General features: G+C 72.9%; 22 protein-coding genes. 11 read left to right on the top strand and 11 right to left on the bottom strand.

From position 1 onward, the window contains the following. Window positions 1-146: 146 nt before the first annotated feature. From ACFW48_RS27040 to ACFW48_RS27050, 3 genes are all read left to right on the top strand, one after another. Window positions 147-1,457 (top strand): protein phosphatase 2C domain-containing protein, encoded by a 1,311-nt coding sequence (locus ACFW48_RS27040; protein WP_386319049.1) that lies wholly within the window; start codon window positions 147-149, stop codon window positions 1,455-1,457. Window positions 1,458-1,485: 28 nt separating this feature from the next. Then, window positions 1,486-3,228, top strand: coding sequence for a pyruvate dehydrogenase (locus ACFW48_RS27045; protein WP_386318691.1), 1,743 nt, complete (start codon window positions 1,486-1,488; stop codon window positions 3,226-3,228). Between the two features lie 116 nt (window positions 3,229-3,344). Then, entirely contained in the window at window positions 3,345-3,743 is a 399-nt protein-coding gene (locus ACFW48_RS27050) for an ATP-binding protein (protein ID WP_337304786.1), read from the top strand. A 33-nt stretch (window positions 3,744-3,776) separates the two neighbouring features. Here ACFW48_RS27050 and ACFW48_RS27055 read toward each other — a convergent pair whose 3' ends face one another. Together ACFW48_RS27055 and ACFW48_RS27060 are read right to left on the bottom strand one after the other, a co-directional pair. Next, window positions 3,777-4,832 carry a DUF2637 domain-containing protein gene (locus tag ACFW48_RS27055; protein ID WP_386318693.1) on the bottom strand — a complete coding sequence of 352 codons (1,056 nt, stop codon included), beginning with the start codon at window positions 4,830-4,832 and terminating at the stop codon, window positions 3,777-3,779. Between the two features lie 290 nt (window positions 4,833-5,122). Then, on the bottom strand, window positions 5,123-5,968 hold the full coding sequence (locus ACFW48_RS27060; RefSeq protein ID WP_386318695.1) for a (2Fe-2S)-binding protein: 846 nt from the start codon (window positions 5,966-5,968) through the stop codon (window positions 5,123-5,125). Between the two features lie 167 nt (window positions 5,969-6,135). Between ACFW48_RS27060 and ACFW48_RS27065 the strand changes: the two genes are divergently transcribed. Then, entirely contained in the window at window positions 6,136-6,987 is an 852-nt protein-coding gene (locus ACFW48_RS27065) for a GntR family transcriptional regulator (RefSeq protein WP_386318697.1), read from the top strand. Between the two features lie 88 nt (window positions 6,988-7,075). Here ACFW48_RS27065 and secD read toward each other — a convergent pair whose 3' ends face one another. From secD to ACFW48_RS27085, 4 genes are all read right to left on the bottom strand, one after another. Then, on the bottom strand, window positions 7,076-9,355 hold the full coding sequence (gene secD, locus ACFW48_RS27070) for a protein translocase subunit SecD (RefSeq protein WP_386318699.1): 2,280 nt from the start codon (window positions 9,353-9,355) through the stop codon (window positions 7,076-7,078). A gap of 145 nt (window positions 9,356-9,500) precedes the next feature. Next, window positions 9,501-9,926, bottom strand: coding sequence for a hypothetical protein (locus tag ACFW48_RS27075; RefSeq protein WP_386318701.1), 426 nt, complete (start codon window positions 9,924-9,926; stop codon window positions 9,501-9,503). 84 nt (window positions 9,927-10,010) lie between these two features. Then, entirely contained in the window at window positions 10,011-10,724 is a 714-nt protein-coding gene (locus ACFW48_RS27080) for a response regulator (protein ID WP_386318703.1), read from the bottom strand. 2 nt (window positions 10,725-10,726) lie between these two features. Further along, the gene (locus tag ACFW48_RS27085; RefSeq protein ID WP_386318705.1) at window positions 10,727-11,680 is read right to left on the bottom strand and encodes a HAMP domain-containing sensor histidine kinase; all 954 of its coding nucleotides are present in this window, start codon (window positions 11,678-11,680) and stop codon (window positions 10,727-10,729) included. A 340-nt stretch (window positions 11,681-12,020) separates the two neighbouring features. On the opposite strand from ACFW48_RS27085, the gene ACFW48_RS27090 reads away from it, so the two are divergent. Further along, window positions 12,021-12,347, top strand: coding sequence for a TraR/DksA C4-type zinc finger protein (locus ACFW48_RS27090; RefSeq protein WP_386318707.1), 327 nt, complete (start codon window positions 12,021-12,023; stop codon window positions 12,345-12,347). A gap of 300 nt (window positions 12,348-12,647) precedes the next feature. Here ACFW48_RS27090 and ACFW48_RS27095 read toward each other — a convergent pair whose 3' ends face one another. Both ACFW48_RS27095 and ACFW48_RS27100 read right to left on the bottom strand, forming a co-directional pair. After that, window positions 12,648-13,436: a hypothetical protein gene (locus ACFW48_RS27095; RefSeq protein WP_386318709.1), complete on the bottom strand. Its 789-nt coding sequence runs from the start codon at window positions 13,434-13,436 to the stop codon at window positions 12,648-12,650. 161 nt (window positions 13,437-13,597) lie between these two features. Further along, complete coding sequence (locus ACFW48_RS27100; protein ID WP_386318711.1) at window positions 13,598-15,280, bottom strand: PucR family transcriptional regulator; 1,683 nt, start codon at window positions 15,278-15,280, stop codon at window positions 13,598-13,600. Window positions 15,281-15,577: 297 nt separating this feature from the next. On the opposite strand from ACFW48_RS27100, the gene ACFW48_RS27105 reads away from it, so the two are divergent. From ACFW48_RS27105 to ACFW48_RS27125, 5 genes are all read left to right on the top strand, one after another. Further along, window positions 15,578-16,468, top strand: coding sequence for an FAD binding domain-containing protein (locus ACFW48_RS27105; RefSeq protein ID WP_386318713.1), 891 nt, complete (start codon window positions 15,578-15,580; stop codon window positions 16,466-16,468). Next, a complete protein-coding gene (locus tag ACFW48_RS27110; protein WP_386318715.1) occupies window positions 16,468-17,049 on the top strand; it encodes a (2Fe-2S)-binding protein in 582 nt (193 codons plus the stop codon). The genes ACFW48_RS27105 and ACFW48_RS27110 overlap by 1 nt, the downstream gene beginning before the upstream one ends. Window positions 17,050-17,051: 2 nt before the next feature. After that, window positions 17,052-19,436, top strand: a complete 2,385-nt coding sequence (locus ACFW48_RS27115; protein WP_386318717.1) for a xanthine dehydrogenase family protein molybdopterin-binding subunit — start codon at window positions 17,052-17,054, stop codon at window positions 19,434-19,436. A 204-nt stretch (window positions 19,437-19,640) separates the two neighbouring features. Next, window positions 19,641-21,098, top strand: a complete 1,458-nt coding sequence (locus ACFW48_RS27120; RefSeq protein ID WP_386318719.1) for an NCS2 family permease — start codon at window positions 19,641-19,643, stop codon at window positions 21,096-21,098. Window positions 21,099-21,150: 52 nt separating this feature from the next. Beyond that, window positions 21,151-22,302 (top strand): XdhC family protein, encoded by a 1,152-nt coding sequence (locus ACFW48_RS27125; RefSeq protein ID WP_386318720.1) that lies wholly within the window; start codon window positions 21,151-21,153, stop codon window positions 22,300-22,302. A gap of 8 nt (window positions 22,303-22,310) precedes the next feature. Here ACFW48_RS27125 and ACFW48_RS27130 read toward each other — a convergent pair whose 3' ends face one another. The 3 genes from ACFW48_RS27130 to ACFW48_RS27140 all read right to left on the bottom strand — a co-directional run bounded on the left by ACFW48_RS27130 (window position 22,311) and on the right by ACFW48_RS27140 (window position 24,735). After that, window positions 22,311-23,198, bottom strand: coding sequence for an endonuclease/exonuclease/phosphatase family protein (locus tag ACFW48_RS27130; RefSeq protein WP_386318722.1), 888 nt, complete (start codon window positions 23,196-23,198; stop codon window positions 22,311-22,313). Between the two features lie 85 nt (window positions 23,199-23,283). Then, window positions 23,284-23,724 carry an SRPBCC family protein gene (locus ACFW48_RS27135; protein WP_386318724.1) on the bottom strand — a complete coding sequence of 147 codons (441 nt, stop codon included), beginning with the start codon at window positions 23,722-23,724 and terminating at the stop codon, window positions 23,284-23,286. A 225-nt stretch (window positions 23,725-23,949) separates the two neighbouring features. Further along, entirely contained in the window at window positions 23,950-24,735 is a 786-nt protein-coding gene (locus tag ACFW48_RS27140) for a polysaccharide deacetylase family protein (protein ID WP_386318726.1), read from the bottom strand. Window positions 24,736-24,864: 129 nt separating this feature from the next. Between ACFW48_RS27140 and ACFW48_RS27145 the strand changes: the two genes are divergently transcribed. Then, complete coding sequence (locus ACFW48_RS27145) at window positions 24,865-25,857, top strand: UDP-glucuronic acid decarboxylase family protein (protein WP_386318728.1); 993 nt, start codon at window positions 24,865-24,867, stop codon at window positions 25,855-25,857. Window positions 25,858-25,919 lie beyond the last annotated feature (62 nt).

A 25,919-nucleotide genomic window follows, 5' to 3' on the forward strand; every position in this document is an offset into this window, starting at 1 on the left:
CGTCCGTCCCGCCGGAGCCCGGCCCTGTGCCGTCCGTCCCGCCGGAGCCCGGCCCTGTGCCGTCCGTCCCGCCGGAGCCCGGCCCTGTGCCGTCCGTCCCGCCGGAGCCCGGCCCTGTGCCGTCCGTCCCGCCGGAGCCCGACCCCGTGCCGTCCGTCCCGCCGCAGACCGACCCCGTGCCGCCCGCCCCGCCGCAGACCGGGCGCCGGGCGGGACCGCACGGGCGTACCACCTCGGGGACCGGCCCCGCCGACCTCACGGAACCCCCCGACACGGCCCTCCCGGCCGCCCGGTCGGCCCCCGGCACACCCCCGCCCCTACCTCGGACCACCCCCGGCCTGCCCCCGCTCCCGCCCCCGTTCCTCCCCTCGCGACCTCCGGGGCCCCTGCCCGCGCCGTCCGGGGACGGCACCGGCGAGGTTCCGCCGTCCGCACGTGACTACGTCGGTTCCGGGCCGCCCACCTACGACGCCGAGCCCACCGCGCTGCCGTCGGCGGACCCCGACGGGCTCGACGGGCTGGTGGCGGACACGGTGCTGGACGGCGCCCGGTACGGGACCTGCACGCTGCGAGCCGTCTCCGTACGGGGGGACTCCGCGCGGTACCGGGGCGACCCGCGCCGCGACGCGCTGCTCGTCGCGCGCTTCGGCGCGGGGGAGCAGGCACTGGTGCTGGTGGCGATGGCGACCGGTGCCCGCGCGACCGCCGGGGCGCACCGTGCCGCCGCCGAGGTGTGCCAGTGGATCGGCCGGGCCGTGGGCCGCAGCCACGCCCGGCTCGCCGAGGACCTGCGGGCCGCCCGGCGCGGCGAACTGAAGTCCGGACTGCACCGCCTCACCGACCGCAGCCTCGGCAGGCTCCGCGCCGGCGCCGCCGAACAGGGCCTGGCCCCGGACGAGTACGCGGCCACCCTGCGCTGTCTGCTGCTGCCCGCCGACCCCGAGTGCCGTACGCGTGTGTTCTTCGGCGCCGGCGCGGGCGGACTGCTCCGGCTGCGGGACGGCGCCTGGCAGGACATGGAGCCGGCTGTCGGCGACGTCGCCGGCGAGCCCGTCGTCGGGTTCGGCTCGGCGCCGCGGGCGAGGCCGGGCGAGACGCCGGACCGGCCCCCCGAGGGCGACCGGCCCCCCGAGGGCGACCGGCCCCCCGAGGGCGACCGGCTCACCATGGGCCTGGGCATCACCACACCGCCCGGACCGTACGACGGACCGCCCGCCGAGCCGCCCCGCGAGCCCTTCCGCTTCCGGGCCTCCATAGCCCGCCCGGGTGATGTGCTGCTGATGTGCACCACCGGCCTCGCCGAACCTCTGCTGAGCGAGCCCGAGCTGGGCGAACTCCTCGCGCGGCGGTGGGCCGGCCGCACCCCGCCCGGCCTCGCCGAGTTCCTCACCGACAGCCGTGTCCGGGTCAAGGGTTACGCCGATGACCGTACGGCCGCCGCCGTTTGGGAGGCGTGACGCCGCTCGCTGTGCCATAGCTGGAGCCATGGCCAAACAGAACGTCGCGGAACAGTTCGTCGACATCCTCACCCGCGCCGGAGTCAAACGCCTCTACGGAGTCGTCGGCGACAGCCTCAACCCGGTCGTGGACGCCGTGCGCCGCCACTCCGGCATCGAGTGGGTGCACGTCCGGCACGAGGAGACCGCCGCCTTCGCCGCCGGGGCGGAGGCCCAGATCACCGGGAAGCTGACCGCGTGCGCCGGCTCCTGCGGCCCCGGCAACCTCCACCTCATCAACGGCCTCTACGACGCCCACCGCTCGATGGCCCCCGTCCTCGCCCTCGCCTCGCAGATCCCCTCCAGCGAGATCGGCCTCGGCTTCTTCCAGGAGACCCACCCCGACCAGCTCTTCCGTGAGTGCAGCCACTACAGCGAGCTGATCTCCAGCCCGAAGCAGATGCCGCGGCTGCTCCAGACCGCCATCCAGCACGCCGTCGGCCAGGGCGGCGTCAGCGTCGTCTCCCTGCCCGGCGACATCGCCGACGAGCCGGCGCCGGAGACGGCCGCGGAGACGGCGCTCGTCACCTCCCGGCCGACCGTCCGGCCCGGCGACGAGGAGATCGACCGGCTGGTGCGGCTGATCGACGACGCCGACAAGGTCACCCTGTTCTGCGGCGCGGGCACGGCGGGCGCGCACGCCGAGGTGATGGAGTTCGCCGGGAAGATCAAGTCCCCGGTCGGGCACGCCCTGCGGGGCAAGGAGTGGATCCAGTACGACAACCCGTACGACGTGGGGATGAGCGGCCTGCTCGGCTACGGCGCCGCCTACGAGGCCACCCACGAGTGCGACCTGCTGATCCTGCTCGGCACGGACTTCCCGTACAACGCCTTCCTGCCCGACGACGTGAAGATCGCCCAGATCGACGTCCGGCCCGAGCACCTGGGCCGCCGTTCCAAGCTGGACCTCGCGGTGTGGGGCGACGCGAAGGAGACCCTGCGCTGCCTGATCCCGCGGGTGAAGGAGAAGAAGAGCCGCCGCTTCCTCGACCGGATGCTGAAGAAGCACGCCGACGCGCTGGAGGGCGTCGTCAAGGCGTACACCCGCAAGGTCGACAAGCACGTCCCGATCCACCCCGAGTACGTCGCCGCCGTGCTGGACGAGATGGCCGACGACGACGCGGTGTTCACCGTCGACACCGGCATGTGCAACGTCTGGGCGGCCCGCTACATCTCGCCCAACGGCCGACGGCGCATCATCGGTTCCTTCTCGCACGGCTCGATGGCGAACGCGCTGCCGATGGCGATCGGCGCCCAGTTCACCGACCGGCGCCGGCAGGTCGTCTCCATGTCCGGTGACGGCGGGTTCACCATGCTGATGGGCGACTTCCTCACCCTCGTCCAGCACGACCTGCCGGTGAAGGTCGTCCTCTTCAACAACTCCTCGCTCGGCATGGTCGAGTTGGAGATGCTGGTCGCCGGCCTGCCCTCGCACGGCGTGGCCAACGTCAACCCCGACTTCGCCGCCGTCGCCGAGGCCTGCGGTGCCTTCGGGGCGCGGGTGGAGAAGCCCAAGGACCTGGCCGGGGCGCTGAAGGCCGCGTTCAAGCACAAGGGGCCTGCCCTCGTCGACATCGTCACCGACCCCAACGCCCTGTCCATCCCGCCGAAGATCAGCGCCGACATGGTCACCGGCTTCGCCCTGTCCGCCTCGAAGATCGTGCTGGACGGCGGTGTCGGACGCATGCTCCAGATGGCCCGCTCGAACCTGCGCAACGTGCCGCGACCGTGACCGGTGTCGTGGCCGTCGTGAATCGACATGACTGCCGGGGGCCCGAACGGGCAAGGCTTCCCCGTGAAGACGTTCGAAACGGGAGGGGAAGCGACATCAGCACACGGACGGGGGACATGAAGGGACACACGGCACCACAGCTCAGGCGACGGCTGGGGCGGGCGGACCTGCGGGCGGTGCCCGAGGCCCGGCGCGCCCTGCGTGAGCTGCTGCGGCACTGGGGAGGGCCCGGACGGTCGGACGTCGCGGAGCTGCTCACCAGCGAGCTCGTCACCAACGCGCTCGTCCACACCGACGAAGGCGCCGTCCTGACCGCCACGGTCGGACCGCGCGCGCTGCGGGTCGAGGTACGGGACTTCGTCGGCCGGCTGCCCCGGCCGCGCGCCCCGGAAGCGGAGGAGAGCACCAACGGCAGAGGCCTGGTCCTGGTGCGGTCCCTCGCCGACGACTGGGGCGTGCGGCCCTGCGAGGTGGGAAAGTCCGTCTGGTTCGAACTGGACGCCGAGGCCGCGTGAGGCGCCGGGAGCCCCCGGCGCCTCACACCTCGTCTAGCCGAACTGCTGCTCCAGGTCCTTGAGCTTGCGCTCCAGGGAGTCCAGGCGCGGCAGGGCCTGGGTGTCGTCCTCCGCGGTGAGGTCGACCGTGACCTGGTCGGTTCCGTGGCGCACCGGCTGGAGGGAGGGCCGCCGGGCCGCGGGCAGGGGCTCCGGCGCGGATATGGCGGGCTCCGCTGTGGCGGCGCGCTCGGTGCCCCGCTCCACCTGCTGCACCTCGACCTCGACCGGCCGGCCGCCGCGGCCGGGGAAGCCCCGGTGGCCGTGACCCCGGCTGATCGCCTTGAGCTGCGCCCGCTCCAGGCGCTCCTGCTCGCGCCGGCGCTGCTTGGCCTCCTCCTTCTTGCGCATGTCGTCGCGCACCTCCTCGACGGCCTCGTCGAGGCTGCGCACGCCCTCCAGGAGCATCAGCGACCAGGCGCGGTACGTCTCCCGGGGTGCCCGCAGCCAGCGCACCATGCGGATCTGCGGCAGCGGGCGCGGCACCAGGCCCTGCTCGCGCAGGGCGGCCCGGCGGGTCTGCTTCAGGGCCCGGTCGAACAGCACCGCCGCCGACAGGGACATGCCCGCGAAGAAGTGCGGGGCACCCGCGTGACCGATGCCGCGGGGCGCGTGCACCCAGTTGAACCACGCCGCCGCGAACGCGAACGTCCACACGAGTATGCGGGAGCCGAGCGCCGCGTCACCGTGGCTGGCCTCGCGCACCGCGAGGACGGAGCAGAACATCGCCGCCCCGTCGAGTCCGAACGGGACCAGGTACTGCCAGCCGCCGCTCAGGCCGAGGTTCTGCTCGCCGAAGCCGACCAGACCGTGGAAGGAGAGCGCCGCGGCGACCGCGGCGCAGCAGAAGAGCAGGACATAGGAGAAGGTGCCGTAGAGGGCCTCCTTGCGCCTGCGGCGCTCCTCCATGCGCTCCCACGAGTCGTCAGCGCCCGCGTCCTTCCCCGAGGAACGCTTGCCGCGCGCGAGCACCGCCACCGCCGCCAGCATGCCCAGGAGCAGCACGGCGCCCGGAAGCAGCCAGTTCAGCGATATGTCGGTCAATCTCATCTGGGGTCCCTTGCATTGGGATAGGGCGTAACGCCCGCCATGGTGGCCCAAACCCGGCGGCCCTCAGAGGGTTTCGGGGCAAGAGGCAGCCAAGGGAGTGCGAGGGGATGCCCAGGGCGGCGTTCTGCTCGAACTGCCGCATGAGGGGCGGGAGTTGAGTTCGAATAAGACTACCCGTACGAGTGGTTCCACGGAAAGTTCCCGCAACGCGTGAGGGAGTTGTGAAACGACGCCGGTGATCTTAGCCGACGATCATAGGGGCGATCGCGCGTGAGGCGGCCGGGGGAGGCTCAACCCGCCGTGGTGAGGAGCTTGTTGACGCGGTCCGCGTCACAGGTGCGCGGGCAGGTGGCGCAGGTGTCCTCGGGGCGCAGTGTGTAGAACATGCAGCAGCTCGCCCGGTCCCGGGTGTGCAGCGGCTCGCCGTCCGGTCCGGTCAGCTGCCGGAACGCCGCCTTGCCGACGTACGGCTTGGTCGCGCCCGGCAGCAGCAGCTCCAGTTCGTGCCGCGCCCGCTCCTGCTCGCCGAGCAGATGGGCGACGTACCAGAGGCCCTCGACGACCTCGTCGGTCGCCATGCCCCACAGGGCGCGGCCGCGCCGTCGCATGCGTGGTCCGAACCCCGCCAGCACCGGCTCCATGTGCTCGGCGACCGCGGCGCGCACCTCGGCCCGCAGCGCCTCCTCGTCGGCGACCACGCGGGCGCCGGGCAGCGCGGCGGCCGGGTCGCCGGGCAGGCAGGCGAAGCCGGTGGGCCGCACGGCCATGCGGCCGAGGGGGAGGCCGGCGGCGGAGCGGTCGTAGGCGACATCGGTCACGGGGTAGCGGGGCACCCTGCGGTGCAGGAACCACGGCACGGTGATCAGCAGGCAGGCCGGCCACGCGTACCGGTGCAGTCCGAAGCTCGCGACCACGTCCGGCCGGGCCCGCTGCCCGTAGTCCCGGATCACCTGGGCGTCGTCCCAGGCGAGGAACGCCTCCAGCTCCGCCCCGCCCGAGGCGAGCGCGCCGGCCGCGACCCATCCGCCGCCGCGCGGGACCTCGCCGGCCGTGTCCAGTTCGGTGACGCCCAGTCCCGGGAGGACCTCGGACAGGCGCGCGTAGGCGTCCGTGAAGGCCGAGCGGGTGACAGGCATGCGGGACCACCGATCCACGTCCGAGCAACGGGCTGCTTGAGGTAAGCCTTACCTTACCCAAGATTCTTGGGATTTGAACTGGCGGCCCGTGCCCTTATGGTGCTTGACGGACAGGTGACAACCCGCCGTAATGACCCCAAGTACCGACACGTCCCACAGGAGGACCCGTGAAGCCGAGCGCGCAGGGTCCCGCAGGGGCGGGGACCGGGCGGGTCCGCACCGCCGGGTCGACCGAATCGGCCGCGTCGCGCGAACCGGTCGCGTCGGCGCGGATTCCGGCGCAGCCGGGTGCCTCGGACGTGGACCGGGACAGGGCCCGCGGGGCCGTGGAACCGGCCGGAGCCGCGCGCGGCGAGCACACGCACGGCGAACCTCCCCTGCCCCGCCCGCGGGCCCTCGTCCAGCGCTCCTCCGTGCGCGGGCAGGTGCTCGACGCCCTGCGCACCGCGCTGGTCTCCGGCGAGCTGCGGCCGGGCGAGGTCTACTCGGCGCCCGCGCTCGGCGAGCGCTTCGGCGTCTCGGCCACGCCCGTTCGGGAGGCCATGCAGCAGCTCGCCCTGGAGGGCGCCGTCGAGGTCGTCCCCAACCGCGGCTTCCGCGTCGTCGAACGCGGCGACCGGGAACTGGCCGAGCTGGCCGAGGTCCGGGCACTGATCGAGGTGCCCGTGATGCTCCGCCTGGCCCGAACCGTGCCCGCCGAGCGCTGGGCGGAACTGCGCCCCCTCGCCGAGGCCACCGTCCGGGCCGCGTCGTCCGGCTGCCCGGCCACGTACGCCGAGGCCGACCGCGCCTTCCACCGCGCGGTGCTCGCGCTGGCCGGCAACGACCAGCTCGTCCGCATCGCCGGTGACCTGCACCGCCGCGCCCAGTGGCCGCCGGCCGGCGCCCCCGCGGTGCGGGGGCGGGCCGACCTGATCGCCGACGCGCACGAACACACGGCGCTGCTGGACGCGCTGATCGCCGGTGACCCGGACCTGGTCCGGACCCTGGTGGGGGAGCACTTCAGCGAGGCGCGCTGAGCGCGACGACGCAGGCGCGCCCCTACGGGGTCCCCACGAGGTCCCCACGGGGTCCCTGCGAGGTGGCTACGGGGTGGCTACGGAGCGGCTACGAGACCTCATGCCGTTCCGTGCGGCTCGCCGGCACCTTCCCCTCCGTGGTCCGGCCCTTGCGGCGTGCGGGGCGGGACCCGGTACCGCGGTCGTACATCTCGATGGCCAGCGGAGAGGCGGTGAACACCGACGAGTACGTGCCGACCCCCACGCCGATCAGCAGCGCGAGGGCGAAGTCGGTGAGCGAGTCGTCCGCGAGGACGGCCAGCGAGGCGAGGATGAGCACCGCGCCCATGCCCGTGTTGACCGTGCGCGGCAGGGTCTGCAGGATCGCCTGGTTCGTGAGCCGGGCGAACGGAGTCTTCCGGTCCTTCCAGTCCTTGCCGCCGAGCAGCTCCCGGACGCGGTCGAAGAGGACGACCGAGTCGTTGACCGAGTAGCCGATCACGGTCAGCAGCGCGGCCAGGAACACCCCGTCGATCGGCTTGCCCAGCCAGGCGAACACCCCGACCAGGACGACCACGTCGTGGGCGAGCGCGCCGACCGCCGCCGTGCCGAACAGCAACCGGAAACGGACGGCGAGATACAGCAACTGGGCGCCCAGGGCCAGGCCCAGGGCGATCAGGGCGTCCTTCCGCAGCTCCGCGCCCAGACTGGGGCCGATCAGCTCGTCGCGGACCTTCTCCGTCTCGCCGCCCAGCTCGCCGATGGTCTTCGTGACCGTCTCCGCCTCGGCGTCGGTCAGCTTCTCGGTGCGCACCGTGAGGTCGCTGTCGCCGGAGGACTGGACGACGGCGCGGGGGAAGCCCGCGTCGGCGAGGGCGTCCCGCGCCCGGTCGGCGTCGACCCGGGTGGCCGTGGAGTACTCGATGAGCCGTCCGCCGGTGAACTCGATGCCGAAGTCCAGGCCGCGGACCAGGATGCCGGAGCCGGCCGCCACGAGGACGACCGCGCAGGCGGCCAGCCGGCGGCGCGGGTGGCGCATCAGGAACGGGTCGCGGCGCAGCAGGGCGTCGCGCACCGGGCCGGTGGTCGAGATGCCGGTGATGTGCGGGCGGCGGAAGACCGACGGGCGGCTCGCGGCGAACTCGGCGAGCACCCGGGTGATCACCAGGGCGCTGACCATGGAGGCCAGGACACCGATGCCCAGGGTGACGCCGAAGCCCTTCACCGGACCCGAGGCCAGGAAGAACAGCAGGGCGGCGGCGATCAGCGTGGTGGTGTTGGAGTCGGCGATCGCGCTGAAGGCGCCGCGGAAACCGGCGGTCAGCGACGAGCGCGTGCTCGGGCGGGTACGGGCGGCCTGTTCCTCGCGGGCGCGTTCGAACACGAGGACGTTGGCGTCCACCGCCATGCCGATGGCCAGGACGAAGCCGGCCAGGCCGGGCAGGGTCAGGGTGGCGCCGATCGCGGCCAGGGCGGCGTAGGAGATCAGGCCGTAGCAGAGCAGGGCCACGGTCGCGAGCACGCCCATCAGCCGGTAGACGACGATGATGAACAGCCCGGTCAGCGCGGTGCCGATGACAGCGGCCCAGGCGCCGGCCGAGATCGCCTCGTCGCCCAGGGTGGCGCCGATGGTGCGCTGCTCGATGGTCTCGACCGGTACGGGCAGGGCACCGCCCTTGACGAGCAGCGCCAGTTCGTGGGCCTCGGCGTCGTCGAAGGAGCCGGTGATCTGGGTGGAGCCACCGGCGATGCCCGCCCCGCAGGCCACGGAGGGGTCGACCTGCGGCGAGGAGATGATCTTGTCGTCGAGCACGATGGCGACCCGGCGCTGCGGGTCACCGACCGGGTGACAGGCGGCTTCGCCGGTCACCTCGGCCCAGCGGTCGCCGCCCGCGTCCTCGAAGTCGACGGTGACGTGCCACCCGGCCCCGCCCTGCTGGTCGAAGCGGGCGTCGGCGCCCTTGACGTCCTGCCCGGTCAGCGTGGCGGCCTTCAGCCGGAGGGACTGACCGGACTCGTCCGGCAGGACCCGCTCGGTGTCCGTGCCGGACGGGTTCCCGGCGTTGTTCCCGGCGGCCTCGGCCGGGCCGAGCACCGGGTGGACGGTGAGCTGCGCGGTGCGGCCCAGTACGTCGGCCGCCTTCCTCGGGTCCTGTACGCCGGGCAGCTCGACGACGACGCGGTTGTCGCCGGACCGGACGATGGTCGGCTCGGCGACGCCGAGCGCGTCGATACGGCCGCGCAGCACCTCCACGGTGCGGTCGGTGGCCTCACGGTCGGCCTCGGTGGTGGCGGTGGACTTGGTCTCCAGCACGATCTGGGTGCCGCCGCGCAGGTCGAGTCCGAGGCGGATCGGCATGGTCAGGGCGATGGCCACGGCCCCGGCCATCACAAGGAGGGCGACGAGCGCACGCCCCTTCGGGGAGTGGGCTCGGGAGCGGGGACGAGAACGTTTCAACACGGGCCTCCGGCGGGCACGCCGCGGCAGCGGCCCAGCGCGGCCGCGGCGAAGGATGGGGAAAGGACGGGGTGTCTCAGGTGCCGGAGGCGACGGGAGGAGCCCGCCCGCGGTCGTGGCTCGTACGGCCGGGGGAGACGGGCACGGGGCCGGGCACGGCCGGGGTCCGCCCGAGGGCGGCCGGGGCGGTGCCCGAGGCGCGCGTGGTGGTGCCGAGGCGGTCCGGTGGTGCCGGATGCTCACCGAGATGGTCGTGCCGGGCCCTGGCCTGGGCGGCGCAGGTGGTGGCACAGCCGTCGCCGGCGTGGTGGCCGCTGTCCGGGTGCGGGACGGTCGTCGCCGCGGGCAGCGGGGCCGGCCCCGGGACAGCGATGCCCGCGCCGGCCGCGGGCCACGCCGGGAGCAGGGCCAGCACCACGGCCAGCAGCGCGGTGAGCGTCGCCGCCAGCCGGTGACCCGGGGCGGGGGCGGGGGCGGGGGCGGTGCGTCGTGCGGGGCGCATGCACCGTCCCCTTTCGTTTCGGGTGGTGCGTGTGGTGGGTTCGTTATGGGTGATGCGGCGGTTCGGAGGGGCCGTCAGGACCTGTCAGGGTTCGATGAGTCCGGCCCGGATGGCGTAGCGGGTCAGTTCCAGGCGGTCGCGCAGACCCAGTTTCTGCAGGAGGTTCGCCCGGTGGCGCTGGACGGTCTTGATACTGATGAAGAGGATCCCGGCGATCTCCTTCGAGGAGTGGCCCTCGGCGACGAGTTTGAGGACCTCCTCCTCGCGGGGCGTGAGGATGTGGTCGGCACTCTCCTCGCCGTGCCGGACCCGGTCGAGGTAGTTGCGGATCAGCGCGGTCACCGCACCCGGGTACAGGAAGGGCTCGTCGCGCATCGCGGCCCGGCAGGCGGCGACCAGATCGCGGTCGGCGACGGACTTCAGCACGTACCCGCAGGCTCCCGACCTCAGCGCCTGGAACAGGTACTGCTCGTTGTCGTGCATCGTCAGCATCAGGATGCGCAGCCCCGGCTTCAGCGCGGCCAGCTCCCGGGCGGCCTGCAGACCGGTCAGGCGGGGCATCGCGATGTCCAGTACGGCGAGGTCGACGGCGTGCGCCCGCGCCATGTCGATGGCCTCCGCGCCGTCCCCGGCCTCGGCGACCACCTCGAGGTCCGGCTCCCGGTCGAGGATGAGCCGTACGCCGCGGCGTACCAGCGCGTGGTCGTCGGCCAGCAGGATGCGGATCCTCGGCGGATCGGACGTGGGCGCCGCGGCCCGGTGGGACGCGGCGGGATCGGGCAGGGAGGGGTCGGACATGGTCAGGGCTGCTTCCTGGGGACGGGTGCGGTCAGCCGGACCCGGGTGCCGGCGCCGGGTGCCGAGGTGATGTCGAGGGCGGCCCCGATGAGCAGGGCCCGTTCGCGCATGCCGCGGATACCGGCGCCCTCGCACGCCGCCTCGATGCCGCGGCCGTCGTCGGCGACGGTGAGCGTCACCGCACGGTCGGCGGGGCCGAGGCTCACCTCCAGCCGCTGGGCGTCCGCGTGCCGGGCGGCGTTGGTCAGGCTCTCCTGCGCGACGCGGTAGAGGACCAACTCGGTCTCGGGGTCCAGGGCGGGCAGACCGGCGTCGAAACGCCGCACCACCCGCAGCCCCGTGTGGGCGGCGAAGTCGTGCGTCAGCGAGGACAGCGCGCTGATCAGGCCGAGGTCGTCCAGGACGCCGGGCCGCAGCCGGCGCACCAGGCGGCGGACCTCGTCCAGGCTCTCCCGGGTGATCTCCTGCGCCTGCTGCAACTCGTCGCGCAGCGGCTGGTCGGCGTCGTCCGCGGCACGCCCCAGGACCAGCAGGATCGCGGTCATGCTCTGCCCGACCTCGTCGTGCAGCTCCTGCGCGATACGGCGCCGCTCCTCCTCCTGGGCGAGCAGGACGCGGGCGGTGCTCGTGGCCCGCTCGTGCTCCAGCCGGTCGAGCATGGCGTTGAACGTGCGGATCAGCTCGGGGACCTCGCCGCCGCCGGACACCGGCAGTCGCTGGCCGGGGCGCAGCAGGTCGACGGTGGTCATCAGCTTCGTGAGCCGGTCCAGTGGTGCCAGACCCCAGCGCAGCAGGGCGCCGTTGGCCACCAGCATGACGCCCAGGCCGCCCACCAGGATGACGGCCTCGGTCAGCAGGACCGGCACGGAGACGGTCACCGGAGCCCACAGCAGCAGTGCCGTGGCGAAGCCCAGCACCACCGCGTTGAGCCCGAAGATCCGCCAGAACAGGGACACCGGGGGGTACGCCTCCTTCTGCGACGCGTCGACTGGTACGCCTCCAATGCCGGCCATCGCGCACCCTCGGTAGGAGCTGCGGCCCAGGCCGCGACCGGGCAAGCGACCAGCTTCCCCCGCCCGCCGCCGCCGGGTCGATGGGGCCCGACCCCCATTTCCGGGTCGCGGTACACCCATACGGCCGCCCCCGCGCGCCGCCGAGTGGATCCTCCGTCCCCGGGCGAATGGGGCCTGCGCCCGATGGGTTTCCCCCGACGGCCCGGCCAGGGTTGAGGACGACCGGGACCGATCGGCCCGGCTCTCGTCATACCCGCAGAACTCTCCGAGAGAAGGACTCACCGTGTCGCTCGACGCCTCCCGCATCGAACCCCGTCCCGAGCGGCTGACCGCTCACGAGGCGCGCCGGCGTCTCGAACACGCCCGGGACACCCGCATGACCCAACTGCGGGCCCTCGGAGAGAGCGGCCAGGCGGACGACCAGCTGATGTCCGCGCAGAAGGCCGCCATCGAGCGGGTGCTCAAGGAGATCGAGGAGGCCTTCGCCCGTATCGGCGACGGCACCTACGGCGCCTGCCTGGGCTGCGGCAAGCCCGTCCCGGCCGAGCGCCTGGAGATCCTCCCCTACACGCGGTACTGCGTCGCCTGCCAGCGCCGCGCCGCCGCCTGACCACCGTCCGTCCAGTCATCGTCTCCCGCCCCGCCCGAGGAGTGGCCTCGCCGCGCTCCGGGGCAGCCTCCACGAGCAGCGGCTGTTCCGCGAGGAGCAGCCGCGGCAGATCACGAACGTCCCGGCCCGCGCCGACGAGCCGGTCCAGCGGCGGTCCGCCGCGCACACCGAGGTGCGGGTCGAGCCCGCGGCCTCCGCGCGCATGGTTCTCGCCGACGTGGAAGCGGCACCGTGGTCCCGCCGGCCGGTGCCGGCCTCGCCCGGCACCGGCCGTGGCCGATGGGTCCCCGTGAACGGCCGTCACGCCGTCGCCGCGCCCGCGGCCGGCGGGGCCAGCTGCCGCGCCAGCCACGTCGGCACACCGCCCAGCAGCCGAAACAGCCGCCGTGCCTCCTCCCGCAGCCGCGAGGCCTCCGGTTCGGCCTCCGCGTCGGCGAGCGACGCCAGCGCCGGCGCCGTACCGACGAGGTATCCCAGCTCCTCGCGGATGCGCAGCGACTCGGCGAACCCGTGCCGCGCCTCGGCCAGCTCCCCCTCCCGCAGGGCGAGTCCGGCCAGATGCCGCCAGGTGAAGGACTGGAGCAGCGGGTCGGCGTGCGCGGTGGCGCCGGCGTGGGCGCGCCGGTACGCCGCCCGGGCGGCCTGCGGTGAGCGGGTGAGGTTCTCCGCGAGCAGCCCCCGCCGGAAGTCCAGCAGCGCCCGCCCCTGAGCCCCCGGCGCGATCAGCGCCGCCGCCCGGCCCAGCGCGGCCCGCGCCTCGTCGGACCGGTCGCGCACCCCGTGCACCGTGGCGGCGTACGCGAGTTGCCCGCGTTCACAGGCCGCGGCCCCGCGCTCGTCGTCGCTGTGGGCCAGCGCCTCGGCGGTGCGCAGCGCGTCCTCGGCCTCCGCCCAGCCCTCCTCGGTGTACAGACACCGCTCCACCAGCAGCGCGGTCCGCTGCAAAGCGGTGGCCGCGGTGACCGGCTCCAGCAGGGCCACCGCGTCCGCCCAGCAGGCGCGCGAGCGCAACCGCCACACGGCGGTCTGGAGCGGATCGTCACCTTCGGTCGTTCCCCAACCAGAACCAGCCATGGCGGAATGCGCCACGTTGCCCTCCCCTTAGCACGCCATCGAGCTCTCGAGTGGTGGCCGCATCTCAGCACGGATCCGGCGGCCCGGCCAAGGGGATGGGTGAAATTTTTCACAAAGTGGTGGGACTTCCCGGTCCGGAGGTTTGGGAGCGTCCGGGCCTTCCCACGCCCCGCGGCTCAGCTCATCCGCAGTGCCAGGAAGAAGTCCAGCTTGTCCTCCAGGCGCGAAAGGTCACGGCCCGTCAACTGCTCGATCCGCCCGACTCGGTAGCGCAGCGTGTTGACGTGCAGGTGGAGGCGGCTCGCGCAGCGCGTCCAGGAGCCGTCGCAGTCGAGGAACGCCTCCAGCGTCGGGATCAGCTCGGCGCGGTGGCGGCGGTCGTAGTCCCGCAGCGGGTCCAGCAGCCGGGCGGTGAAGGCCCGGCGGACGTCGTCGGGAACGAAGGGGAGCAGGAGGACGTGCGAGGCCAGTTCCTGGTGGCCGGCCGCGCAGACCCGGCCGGGGCGCGCCGCGGCCACGCGCCGCGCGTGCCGGGCCTCCTCCAGCGCGCCGCGCAGACCCTCCGCCGAGTGCACGGCCGCGCTGACGCCGAGCGTGACCCGCCCGTCGCCGTCCAGTCCCGCGGACAGCGGCTCCCGTACGGACTCCAGCAGCGCGTCCGCGAGGATGCCGGTCTCGGAGCCGTCGTGCTCGCTGGAGACCGCCGGCAGCGGCACGAGGGCGACGGCCTCGTCGCCGGTGTGCGCCACGGCGATGCGGTCGGAGTGCTCGGGGCCCGTGGCGAGCGGGTCGACGAGGATCTCCTCCAGCAGGGTCTGGGCGACCGGGCCGGTCTCCGCCGAGTCGTCCTCCCACTCGACGCGGGCCACGACGACCTGCCAGTGCGGGGCCGCGCCGAGGCCCGGCAGCAGCACCGGCGCCGCCACCCGCAGGCGGGCCGCGATCTCGGCGGGCGCGGCACCCGTCTGCACCAGTTCCAGGACCTCCTGCGCGAGCCGCCGCCGCACCGTGCGCGCCGCGTCCCGCCGGTCCCGCTCGACCGCGATCAGCTGCGTGACGCCGTAGAGCAGGTCGAGCCGCTCCTCGGCCCAGTCCCCGGCGTCCGCCTCCACGACCAGCAGCCAGTCGGACAGCACCGTCTCGCGTACGTCCCGGGCGGCGCCCGCGGCCTGCGGGAGGCGCGCGGCGCCGCGCACCGGGAAGAGGCTGTACGTCGTGCCGCCCAGGGGCACCCGGTGCGGCGCGCGCCGGCCCGTGCGGGTGGCCGCGAGGTGATCCGCCGCCAGCTTGGCGCACAGCTCGGCGGAGAGCGCGGGAGCCGCGTCCTTCGGGCCGGCGACCGGCCGCCCCGTCGGGGAGAGCACCCAGGCCCGCAGGTCCAGGTCGGAGCCGAGCAGGTCCAGCACCACGTCGGGGCCGCCGCCCGCCGGGCCGGAGGTCATCATCCGCCGGTGCCGGTCCACCACGGCCGCGAGGTCCCCGGCCCGCTCGCCGGAGACCTGGCGGACCACGTGCTCGGTGATGGTCGCGAAGGCGACCGACTCGTTCACCGCGAACAGCGGCAGATGGTGCCGCGCGCACGCCACCACCAGATCCTCCGGCACGCTCCCCAGCTCCGCCTCACCGGCGGCCAGCGCGGCCACCCCGGCCTGCACCAGGATGCGGACGAACGGCTCGGAGTCGTCGGCGTCCCGGCGCCAGGCCAGGCCGGTGAGGACCAGCTCCCCGCCCGAGAGGTAGCGGCTGGGGTCCCGCAGGTCGGTGGTCATCACACCCCGCACGGAGCGGTCCAGCTCGTCCTCGCCGCCGAGCAGCCTGAGGCCCAGCGCGTCGGTGTCCAGCAGTGCGCGCAGCCGCATTCTCGTCGCCGCCGTTCTTTGTCTCGAAGTGTTCCAGGTCACGCGGCTGTGTCGCCCGATTTCCGGAGGGACCAGAGGAAAACAAGGAGGCTTCAGAGGTCCTCCTTTCATACGAATCTACAAGATGCCAGCCCTGGCCAGCCAACTCCTTCATGGTTTCTGCGACTGACCCTGGTGGAGCGCCGGGCGGTGTACTGAGGCCACTCCACATGAACAGCACATGAACGAGCCGGGCCCGCCGTACACGGATTGGCTCAATCTGTACGCCCCACAAGTAGTCGAAGAAGAGAGCCGGTCATGGACTTCCTTCGCCCCGCCAGCTGGGAGGAGGCGCTCGCCGCGAAGGCCGAGTACCCCACCGCTGTGCCGATCGCTGGTGGCACCGACGTGATGGTCGAGATCAACTTCGACCACCGCCGGCCCGAGTACCTCATGGACTTGAACCGCGTCGGTGACCTCTTCGAATGGGAGGTCGGCGAGGACTCCGTACGGCTCGGTGCCTCCGTGCCCTACACCAGGATCATGGAGAACCTGAGCACCGAGCTGCCGGGTCTCGCCCTCGCCTCGCACACGGTCGCCTCCCCGCAGATCCGTAACCGCGGCGGCGTGGGCGGGAACCTCGGCACCGCCTCCCCGGCAGGCGACGCCCACCCGGCGCTGCTCGCCGCCGGGGCGCAGGTCGAGGTCGAGTCGGTGCGCGGCAGGCGGCTGGTCCCGATCGACGAGTTCTACACGGGCGTGAAGCGCAACGCGATGGAGCCCGACGAGCTGATCCGCGCCGTGCACGTCAAGAAGGCCGACGGGCCGCAGCAGTTCTCCAAGGTCGGCACCCGCAACGCCATGGTCATCGCCGTGTGCGCCTTCGGTCTCGCCCTGCACCCCGAGACCCGCACCGTCCGCACCGGCATCGGCTCGGCCGCGCCCACGCCCGTCCGGGCCAAGGCCGCCGAGGAGTTCCTGAACGCGGCGCTCGTGGAGGGCGGCTTCTGGGACAACGGAAAGATCATCACGCCGTCGGTGGCCAAGCAGTTCGCGGACCTGTGCTCCGCCGCCTGCAACCCGATCGACGATGTGCGGGGCACCGCGAGCTACCGCCGCCACGCGGTCGGCGTCATGGCCCGCCGGACGCTCACCTGGACCTGGGAGTCGTACCGCGGCGCCCGCCACACCACGGAGGGAGCGGCGTAATGCGCGTCAACTTCACTGTCAACGGACGTCCGCAGGAAGCCGACGACGTGTGGGAGGGCGAGTCCCTGCTGTACGTGCTGCGCGAGCGGATGGGCCTGCCCGGCTCCAAGAACGCCTGCGAGCAGGGTGAGTGCGGCTCCTGCACGGTCCGCCTGGACGGCGTTCCGGTGTGCTCCTGCCTGGTCGCGGCCGGCCAGGCGCAGGGCCGCGACGTCGTCACCGTCGAGGGCCTGGCCGACTTCGCCAAGGAGCGCGCCGAGGGCTGCGCCACCGGCGCCGGCCAGGGCACCACGCTCGACGAGGCCAAGCGGTGGCAGGCCCGGGGCACCGACTCCCAGACCGGCGAGGGCACCGAACTGGCCCCGATCCAGCAGGCGTTCATCGACGCCGGCGCCGTCCAGTGCGGCTTCTGCACGCCCGGCCTGCTGGTCGCCGCCGACGAGATGCTGGAGCGCAACCCGAACCCGACCGACGCGGACATCCGCGAGGCGCTGTCGGGCAACCTGTGCCGCTGCACGGGCTACGAGAAGATCATGGACGCGGTCCGCCTGGCCGCGGCCCGTCAGTCCGAGGGGGTCTGAACATGGCTGCCACCGGCGCACCCACCAAAATCACCCAGGGATCCCAGACCAAGGGCGGCATCGGCGAGTCCACGCTCCGCCCGGACGGCACCCTCAAGGTCACCGGCGAGTTCGCCTACTCGTCCGACATGTGGCACGAGGACATGCTCTGGGGCCAGATCCTGCGCTCCACGGTCGCGCACGCCGAGATCGTCTCCATCGACACCGGCGAGGCCCTCGCGACGGCGGGCGTCTACGCCGTCATGACGTACGACGACCTGCCGACAGAGGTACGCAACTACGGCCTGGAGATCCAGGACACCCCGGTCCTCGCCCACGGCAAGGTCCGCCACCACGGGGAGCCGGTCGCGATCGTCGCCGCCGACCACCCGGAGACCGCGCGCCGCGCCGCCGCCAAGATCAAGGTGGAGTACCGGGAGCTGCCCGTCATCACCGACGAGGCCTCCGCGACCGCCCCCGACGCGATCCTCGTCCACGAGGGCCGCGACGACCACCACATCGGCCACGTCCCGCACCCCAACATCGTGCACCGCCAGCCGATCGTCCGCGGCGACGCCGACGAGGCCGCCAAGCGGGCCGACGTGATCGTCAAGGGCGAGTACTACTTCGGCATGCAGGACCAGGCCTTCCTCGGCCCCGAGTCCGGCCTCGCGGTGCCGTCCGAGGACGGCGGCGTCGAGCTGTACGTCGCCACCCAGTGGCTGCACTCCGACCTGAAGCAGATCGCCCCGGTCCTCGGCCTGCCCGAGGACAAGGTCCGCATGACGCTGTCCGGCGTCGGCGGCGCGTTCGGCGGTCGCGAGGACCTGTCGATGCAGATCCACGCCTGCCTGCTGGCGCTGCGCACCGGCAAGCCGGTCAAGATCGTCTACAACCGCTTCGAGTCCTTCTTCGGCCACGTCCACCGCCACCCGGCGAAGCTCCACTACGAGCACGGCGCCACCAAGGACGGCAAGCTCACGCACCTGAAGTGCCGGATCGTCCTGGACGGCGGCGCCTACGCCTCCGCCTCCCCGGCGGTCGTCGGCAACGCCTCCTCGCTGTCCGTCGGCCCCTACGTGGTCGACGACGTGGACATCGAGGCCATCGCCCTCTACTCCAACAACCCGCCCTGCGGCGCGATGCGCGGCTTCGGCGCGGTCCAGGCGTGCTTCGCCTACGAGGCGCAGATGGACAAGGTGGCCGAGGAACTCGGCATGGACCCGGTGGAGTTCCGCCGGATCAACGCCATGGAGCAGGGCACGATCATGCCCACCGGGCAGCCCGTGGACTCGCCGGCCCCGGTCGCCGAACTGCTGCGCCGGGTCAAGGCGATGCCGATGCCGCCGGAGCGCCAGTGGGAGTCCAGCGAGGGCGCCGACGTACGGCAGCTGCCCGGCGGCCTGTCCAACACCACGCACGGCGAGGGTGTCGTCCGCGGCGTCGGTTACGCGGTCGGCATCAAGAACGTCGGCTTCTCCGAGGGCTTCGACGACTACTCCACCGCCAAGGTCCGCATGGAGGTCGTCGGCGGCGATCCGGTGGCCACCGTGCACACGGCCATGGCGGAGGTCGGCCAGGGCGGTGTCACCGTCCACGCGCAGATCGCCCGCACCGAGCTGGGCGTCACCCAGGTGACCATCCACCCGGCGGACACCCAGGTGGGCTCGGCCGGCTCGACCTCGGCCTCCCGGCAGACGTACGTGACCGGCGGCGCCGTGAAGAACGCCTGTGAGCTGGTGCGCCAGAAGGTCCTGGAGATCGGCCGCCGCAAGTTCGGCTCCTACCACCCGGCCTGGGCGACCGCCGAACTCCTCCTGGAGGGCGGCAAGGTCGTCACCGACGGCGGCGAGGTCCTGGGCGACCTGGTCGACGTGCTGGAGGGCGAGGCCGTCGAGGTCGAGGAGGAGTGGCGGCACCGGCCGACCGAGGCCTTCGACCTGCGCACCGGCCAGGGCAACGGCCACGTCCAGTACTCCTTCGCCGCGCACCGCGCCGTCGTCGAGGTCGACACCGAACTCGGCCTGGTCAAGGTCATCGAACTGGCCTGCGCCCAGGACGTCGGCAAGGCGCTCAACCCGCTCTCCGTCATCGGCCAGATCCAGGGCGGGACCATCCAGGGCATGGGCATCGCGGTGATGGAGGAGATCGTCGTGGACCCCAAGACCGCGAAGGTCAGGAACCCGTCCTTCACGGACTACCTGCTCCCCACGATTCTCGACACGCCGACCATCCCGGTCGACGTGCTCGAACTCGCCGACGACCACGCCCCGTACGGGCTGCGCGGCATCGGCGAGGCACCCACCCTGTCGTCGACTCCGGCGGTCCTCGCGGCCGTCCGGAACGCGACCGGGCTGGCGCTCGACCGCACGCCGGTACGGCCGGAGCATTTGACCGGCACGGCGTGAGAAGACCCTCCGGGCGGCGCACGGAACGTCACACACTCCGCGCCGTCCGGAGCACAAAGCCCAAGTTCCGCTCCGCTCGCGGTGCTTGAAGCACCACCACACATGCGTTCGTCTCGGGCCGTCCCCCGGGTCGTGCATATCCCAAATCCCGCGACCGCCCCAGCGGCCGACCGGGTGCACCTATGAACCTTGGGAGACGGCCCCATGACCCAGCAGTCAGTGGAGCCCAAGACCACCGCGGATGACGCGGGCGCGGGTTCCCGCGTCCCCGCCGGACGGTCTTGGCTCGACCGGTACTTTCACATAACCCACAGAGGGTCGACGGTCGCGCGTGAGGTGCGCGGCGGCACCACCACCTTCATGGCGATGGCCTACATCGTCCTGCTCAACCCCGTGATCCTGTCCGGCAAGGACGCCGCGGGGGACACCCTGGGCCAGAAGGCCCTGATCACCGCGACGGCGCTCGCCGCGGCGGTCACCACGCTCCTGATGGGATTCGTCGGCAAGGTGCCGCTCGCCCTGGCCGCCGGACTCTCGGTGTCCGGTGTGATCGCCGGGCAGGTCGTTCCCCAGATGACCTGGCCGCAGGCCATGGGCATGTGCGTGATGTACGGCGTGGTGATCATGCTGCTCGTGGTCACCGGGCTGCGCGAGATGATCATGAACGCGATCCCGCTCGCCCTCAAGCACGGCATCACCATGGGCATCGGCCTGTTCATCGCCATCATCGGCCTGGTCAAGGGCGGCTTCGTCCACCCGGGCAAGGCGACCCCGCTCAGCCTCGGCCCCGCCGGTGAACTCGCCGGTTGGCCCGTCCTGCTCTTCGCGGGCACCCTGCTCCTGATCTTCATGCTCCAGGCGCGCAACACCCCCGGCGCGATCCTGATCGGCATCATCACCGGCACGATCGTCGCCGCCCTGCTGAACGCCACCGGGGTCATCGACCCCAGGCAGTGGGCCAACGGAGCCCCCGAGCTGCACGGCAGCGCGGTCTCCATGCCGGACTTCTCGCTCTTCGGCGACCTGGAGTTCGGCGGCTGGGGCGAGGTCGGCGCCATGACGGTCGGCATGATCGTCTTCACGCTGGTGCTGGCCGGGTTCTTCGACGCGATGGCCACGATCATCGGCGTCGGCACCGAGGCCAAGCTCGCCGACGACAAGGGCCGGATGCCGGGCCTGTCGAAGGCGCTCTTCGTCGACGGCGCCGGCGGTGCCATCGGCGGTGTGGCGGGCGGCTCCGGCCAGACCGTCTTCGTCGAGTCCGCGACCGGCGTGGGCGAGGGTGCCCGCACCGGGCTCGCCTCCGTGGTCACCGGCCTGTTCTTCGCGGCCTGCCTCTTCTTCACGCCGATCACCGCGATCGTGCCGCAGGAAGTCGCCTCCGCCGCGCTGGTCGTCATCGGCGCGATGATGATGATGAACGCCCGGCACGTGGACTGGGCCGACCGGGCCACCGCGATCCCGGTCTTCCTGACCGTCGTCCTGATGCCGTTCACGTACTCCATCACGGCGGGTGTCGCCGCCGGCGTCATCTCCTACGTCGCCATCAAGGTCGCCCAGGGCAAGGCGCGGGAGATCGGCGTGTTCATGTGGGCGCTGACGCTGATCTTCATCGTCTACTTCGCCCTCAACCCGATCGAGAGCTGGCTGGGCGTGCACTAGCCGCTGCCACGGGAACCCCTTCCATATAGCCGCTCTGTGAGGAGACCGACAGATGCTGGACATCGCCGAAGAGCTGAACCGGTGGGTCGAGCAGGGGCGTGACTTCGCCGTGGCCACCGTGGTGGCCGTCGGCGGCAGCGCCCCCCGCCAGCCCGGCGCCGCCCTCGCGGTGGACGCCGACGGCACGGCGATCGGCTCGGTCTCCGGCGGCTGTGTGGAGGGGGCCGTGTACGAGCTGTGCCGGCAGGCGCTGGACGACGGCGAAACCGTCCTCGAGCGCTTCGGCTACAGCGACGAGGACGCCTTCGCCGTGGGTCTGACCTGCGGCGGCGTCATCGACATCCTCGTCACTCCGGTACGAGCGGACGACCCCGCCCGTCCGGCCCTCGCCGCCGCGCTCACCGCCGCCGCGCGAGGGGAGGCGGCGGCGGTGGCCCGGATCGTGAGCGGACCGGCGGAACTGACGGGTCGCGCGCTCGTCGTCCGCCCGGACGGCACGTCCGAGGGCGGTTTCGGCGCCCACCCCGGACTGGACCGCACGGTGGCCGCCGAGGCGGGCGCCTTCCTGGACGCCGGCCGCACCGGCACGCTGGAGATCGGAGAGCAGGGCTCGCGTTGCGGAGCACCGCTCACCCTGCTGATCGAGTCCTCGGTCCCGGCACCCCGCATGATCGTGTTCGGCGCGATCGACTTCGCCTCGGCGCTGGTCCGCGTCGGCAAGTTCCTCGGCTACCACGTGACGGTGTGCGACGCGCGCCCCGTCTTCGCGACGAAGGTCCGCTTCCCGGACGCGGACGAGATCGTCGTCGAGTGGCCCCACGAGTACCTGGGGCGCACCGAGGTCGACGCGCGCACGGTGCTGTGCGTCCTGACCCACGACGCCAAGTTCGACGTACCGCTCCTCGAGCTCGCCCTGCGCCTGCCGGTGGCCTACGTCGGCGCGATGGGCTCCCGCCGCACCCACCTCGACCGCAACACCCGCCTGCGCGAGGTCGGCGTGACCGACCTGGAGCTGGCCCGTCTCAGGTCCCCCATCGGCCTCGACCTCGGCGCCCGCACCCCCGAGGAGACGGCCCTCTCCATCGGCGCCGAGATCGTCGCGGCCCGCCGCGGCGGCACGGGCGCCTCGCTGACCGGCGCCCACACCCCCATCCACCACGACGGCCCGACGGCCCCGGCCGGCCGCATCGGCTCAGTGGCCTGAGAGCGGTCTCAGGCCCCGCCCGCCCCCTTCTCCGGCTTCCGTGTCAGAGAGACGTCCGCGACCACCGGCCGGTGGTCCGAGGCCACGGCCTCGTCCGGCACGGTGGCGCCGTGCACCCGCACGCCCTTGCCCACGGCCACGTAGTCGATACGCTTGACGGGTGCCGCGGCCGGATACGTGCCGCCGGTGCCCGTCCCGGCGTCCCGCAGGTCCGCCCACAGCGGTCGCAGTTCGGGGGCCGAGGGCTCGGCGTTGAAGTCGCCGAGCAGCACCTGCCGTGCCCCCGGCAGAGCCGCCCGCTCCCGCGCCATGATCCGCCGGGTGTCGGCGACCTGCGCCTGCCTGACCGCCGGGTCGGAGCGGTAGTCGAGGTGGGTGACGAACACCTGGACCGGCACTCCGCGCACCTTCAGCGTCACCTCGCCGAACCCGGGCGCGGGGGCCGGCACCGGGTTCTCGTCCTGGGTGGACAGGCGCGTGATCTCGTGATTCGTCGCGGAGCGGATCGGGAAGCGGGACAGCACCGCCACGCCGTACTCGCGCCGCGGGCTCCCGGCCGCCACGGGGTCGAGGCTGTAGATCGGCGCGAACGACACCCGCATGCCGAGCCGCCGCGCCAACTCCTCGGCGACGTCGAGCCCCTGACTGCGCGGCCCCCAGTGCACGTCGACCTCCTGGAGGCCGATCACATCGGCGTCGAGGGCGCGCAGCGCGGCGGCCTGCCGGTCGAGGTCGAAGACGCCGTCCGACCCCGTTCCGGCGTGGATGTTGTACGTGGCGATGCGCAGCGGGACCGAGGGCCCCTGGCCGGCCCCGGCGGCCGGTGCCGCCACGCCCAGGCTCAACAGGGCACCGGCTACGGACAGTTGGATGAGAGTGCGCGCTCTGGCAGACATGCCGGCACGGTACGCGGGAAACGCCCGGGGAGTGGCGTACGACGCGGTCCCGTCCGCGCCCCGTACCTCGTACGCAACCCGTGGTTCACGGACGCCGCAGGAGCCGGTTGACGGCGCGGCCGAAGACGTACCGCCCCGCGCGGCCCAGGACGCCGTCGAAGAGGGACGGCAGCGGGCGGACGCGCAGATCCTCGCGCCACAGGACGCGGGTCCGTCCGCCGGGGCCCGGGTGGACCTCGATCTCCGCCCAGCCCCTCACCAGCCGGCCGCGTTTCTCCAGTCGGCACAGGCCGGGGGTGTCGTCGCGAGGTGGCTGCCAGACGGTCACCTCCATCCTGTCGTCGAAGGCGAGCGGGCCGGCGCCCGTGCGGGCCACGATCACCGTGCCCCGGCGGGTGGGGCCGGGCGTGGTGACGGTGACCCGGGTCAGCGGCACGGCGTCGCCGTGCCGCTGCCATTCGGTGAGCCGGCGCCAGGCCTCGTCCAGCGGGAGCGGGGCGGTGCGTTCGAGCGAGAAGGTGACCACGGAACGATCGTAGGGAACCGGCCGGGGTGACCAGGGCCTGTCCGGCGGATCATGCCGCGGACGCGGGGGCCGGCACGCCCATCTGCGGCGTTGTCGTCGGTTGCCGGGGCTCCGCCCTGTCGCCCTCCTCCGCCTTGCGGCTGGACGCAGCCGGCCCCCGCTCACCCGCGCTGATGAGGCACCGTCGCTTTCCTGCGCCCTGCGCCCTGATCCGCCGGACAGGCCCTAGCGGTAGACCTTGCCCGGCTCGGCCTTGCCGGGGGCCAGCAGCTGGGGGACCGTCACGAAGACGTAGCCGCGCTTCTTGAGCGCGTCGATGATCCCGGGCACGGCGGGCACGGTGCCGTCGTAGATGTCGTGCAGCAGGATGATGCCGTCCCGGGACGACTGGTCCAGGACGCGCTCGGTGATCAGGTCGGAGTCGTTGGTCTTGTAGTCCTTGGCGGTCACGCTCCACAGGATCTCCGCCAGCCCCAGCTCGCGGCAGATCTCGTGCACCGTGTCGTCCGTGCGGCCCTGCGGCGGGCGCATCAGAGTGGGGCGCTGCCCGGTCAGGCGCTCTATCTCCCTGTTCGGGCGCTCCAGTTCCTCGCGTATCTCGTCCGGTTCGGCGTCCGTGAGGATCTTGTGCGTCCAGGTGTGGCTGGCCACCTCGTGGCCCTCGTCGGCCATGCGTCTGACCAGCTCGGGATAGGTGTCGATGTGTCGTTTGCCGAGCAGGAAGAAGGTCGCCGGGACCTTCTTCTCCTTGAGTATGTCGAGCAGCCGGGCGGAGTTCTCGCTCGGTCCGGCGTCGAAGGTCAGCGCGATGCACTTGGCGCGGCCGCAGTCGACGGTGCCGAACCCGGCCCGCGCCTGGGCGCCCGCCGCGCCCCGGACGGAGCTGGGGGAGGTCGTCTCCAGCTTCGTGCAACCGCTCAGTGCCAGTGTCAGTGAGGCGGCGGCCGCGAGTGTCGCGCCCGCGCGCAACCTGGTCCCCGTTTTTGTCATCTTCCTGGTCAGTGAAGGCATGCGAGGACTATACACAGCGAGTATATACCCAGTTTATAGTGCCTCTTCGAATGCGAGTTCGAGGTAGTGGGGGCGTTCACCGGGTTACTCAGCCGACACGCAAGTGACGGTGAGAGAGAGGAGGACCCCGTGAGTGAGAGCCCCGTGGGCGACAGCCCCGTGAGTGGGCGCGTCTGGCGCCGGGCCCTGGTGACCGGCGGCGCCGGATTCGTGGGATCCCACCTGTGTGGACGCCTGCTCCACGCCGGCACCGACGTCGTGTGCCTCGACAACCTGGCCACCGGCTCCCGCGCCAACGTGGCCGACCTGGAACGGCACCGCGGCTTCCGGTTCGTCCACGCCGACGCCACCGACCCGGCCGCCCTGCGCCGCCTGCCCGGCCGGTTCGACCTGGTCCTGCACTTCGCCTGCCCGGCCTCGCCCGCCGACTACCTCCGGCTGCCCCTGGAGACCCTCGACGTCGGCAGCACCGGTACCCGCAACGCCCTGGAGCGGGCCCGTGCCGACGGCGCCCGCTTCCTGCTCGCCTCCACCTCCGAGGTCTACGGCGACCCGCTGGAACACCCGCAGCGCGAGACCTACTGGGGCAACGTCAACCCGACCGGCCCGCGCAGTGTCTACGACGAGTCCAAGCGCTTCGCCGAGGCCCTGGTCACCGCCCACCGCCAGGTGCACGGCACCGACGCCGCCATCGTCCGCATCTTCAACACCTACGGCCCCCGCATGCGCACCGGCGACGGCCGCGCCGTGCCCACCTTCATCGCGCAGGCCCTGGACGGCATGCCCCTCACCGTCGCCGGTGACGGTGGCCAGACCCGCTCCCTGTGCTACGTCGACGACACCGTCGACGGCGTCCTGGCACTCGCCGGGTCCGGCGAGAGCGGGCCGATGAACATCGGCGGCGCCGACGAGATCACCATGCTGGAACTGGCCCGCCGCGTCGTCGAGCTCACCGGCTCCGGTTCCCGCATCCGTTTCGTCGAGCGCCCCGTCGACGACCCCGGCCGGCGCAAGCCCGACACCACCCTGGCCCGGGAACGGCTCGGCTGGCAGCCGCGGGTCGGGTGGAGCGAGGGGCTGGAGCGGACCATCGGCTGGTTCGCGCACTCCGTGGCCGCCTGATCCGTGCCGTGCACGGTCACTGTTCACAGTCACCGAAAGTGACATAGCAGGTCATATCCGGA

The organism is Streptomyces sp. NPDC058812 (genome assembly GCF_042744565.1).
GTDB lineage: Bacteria > Actinomycetota > Actinomycetes > Streptomycetales > Streptomycetaceae > Streptomyces > Streptomyces thinghirensis.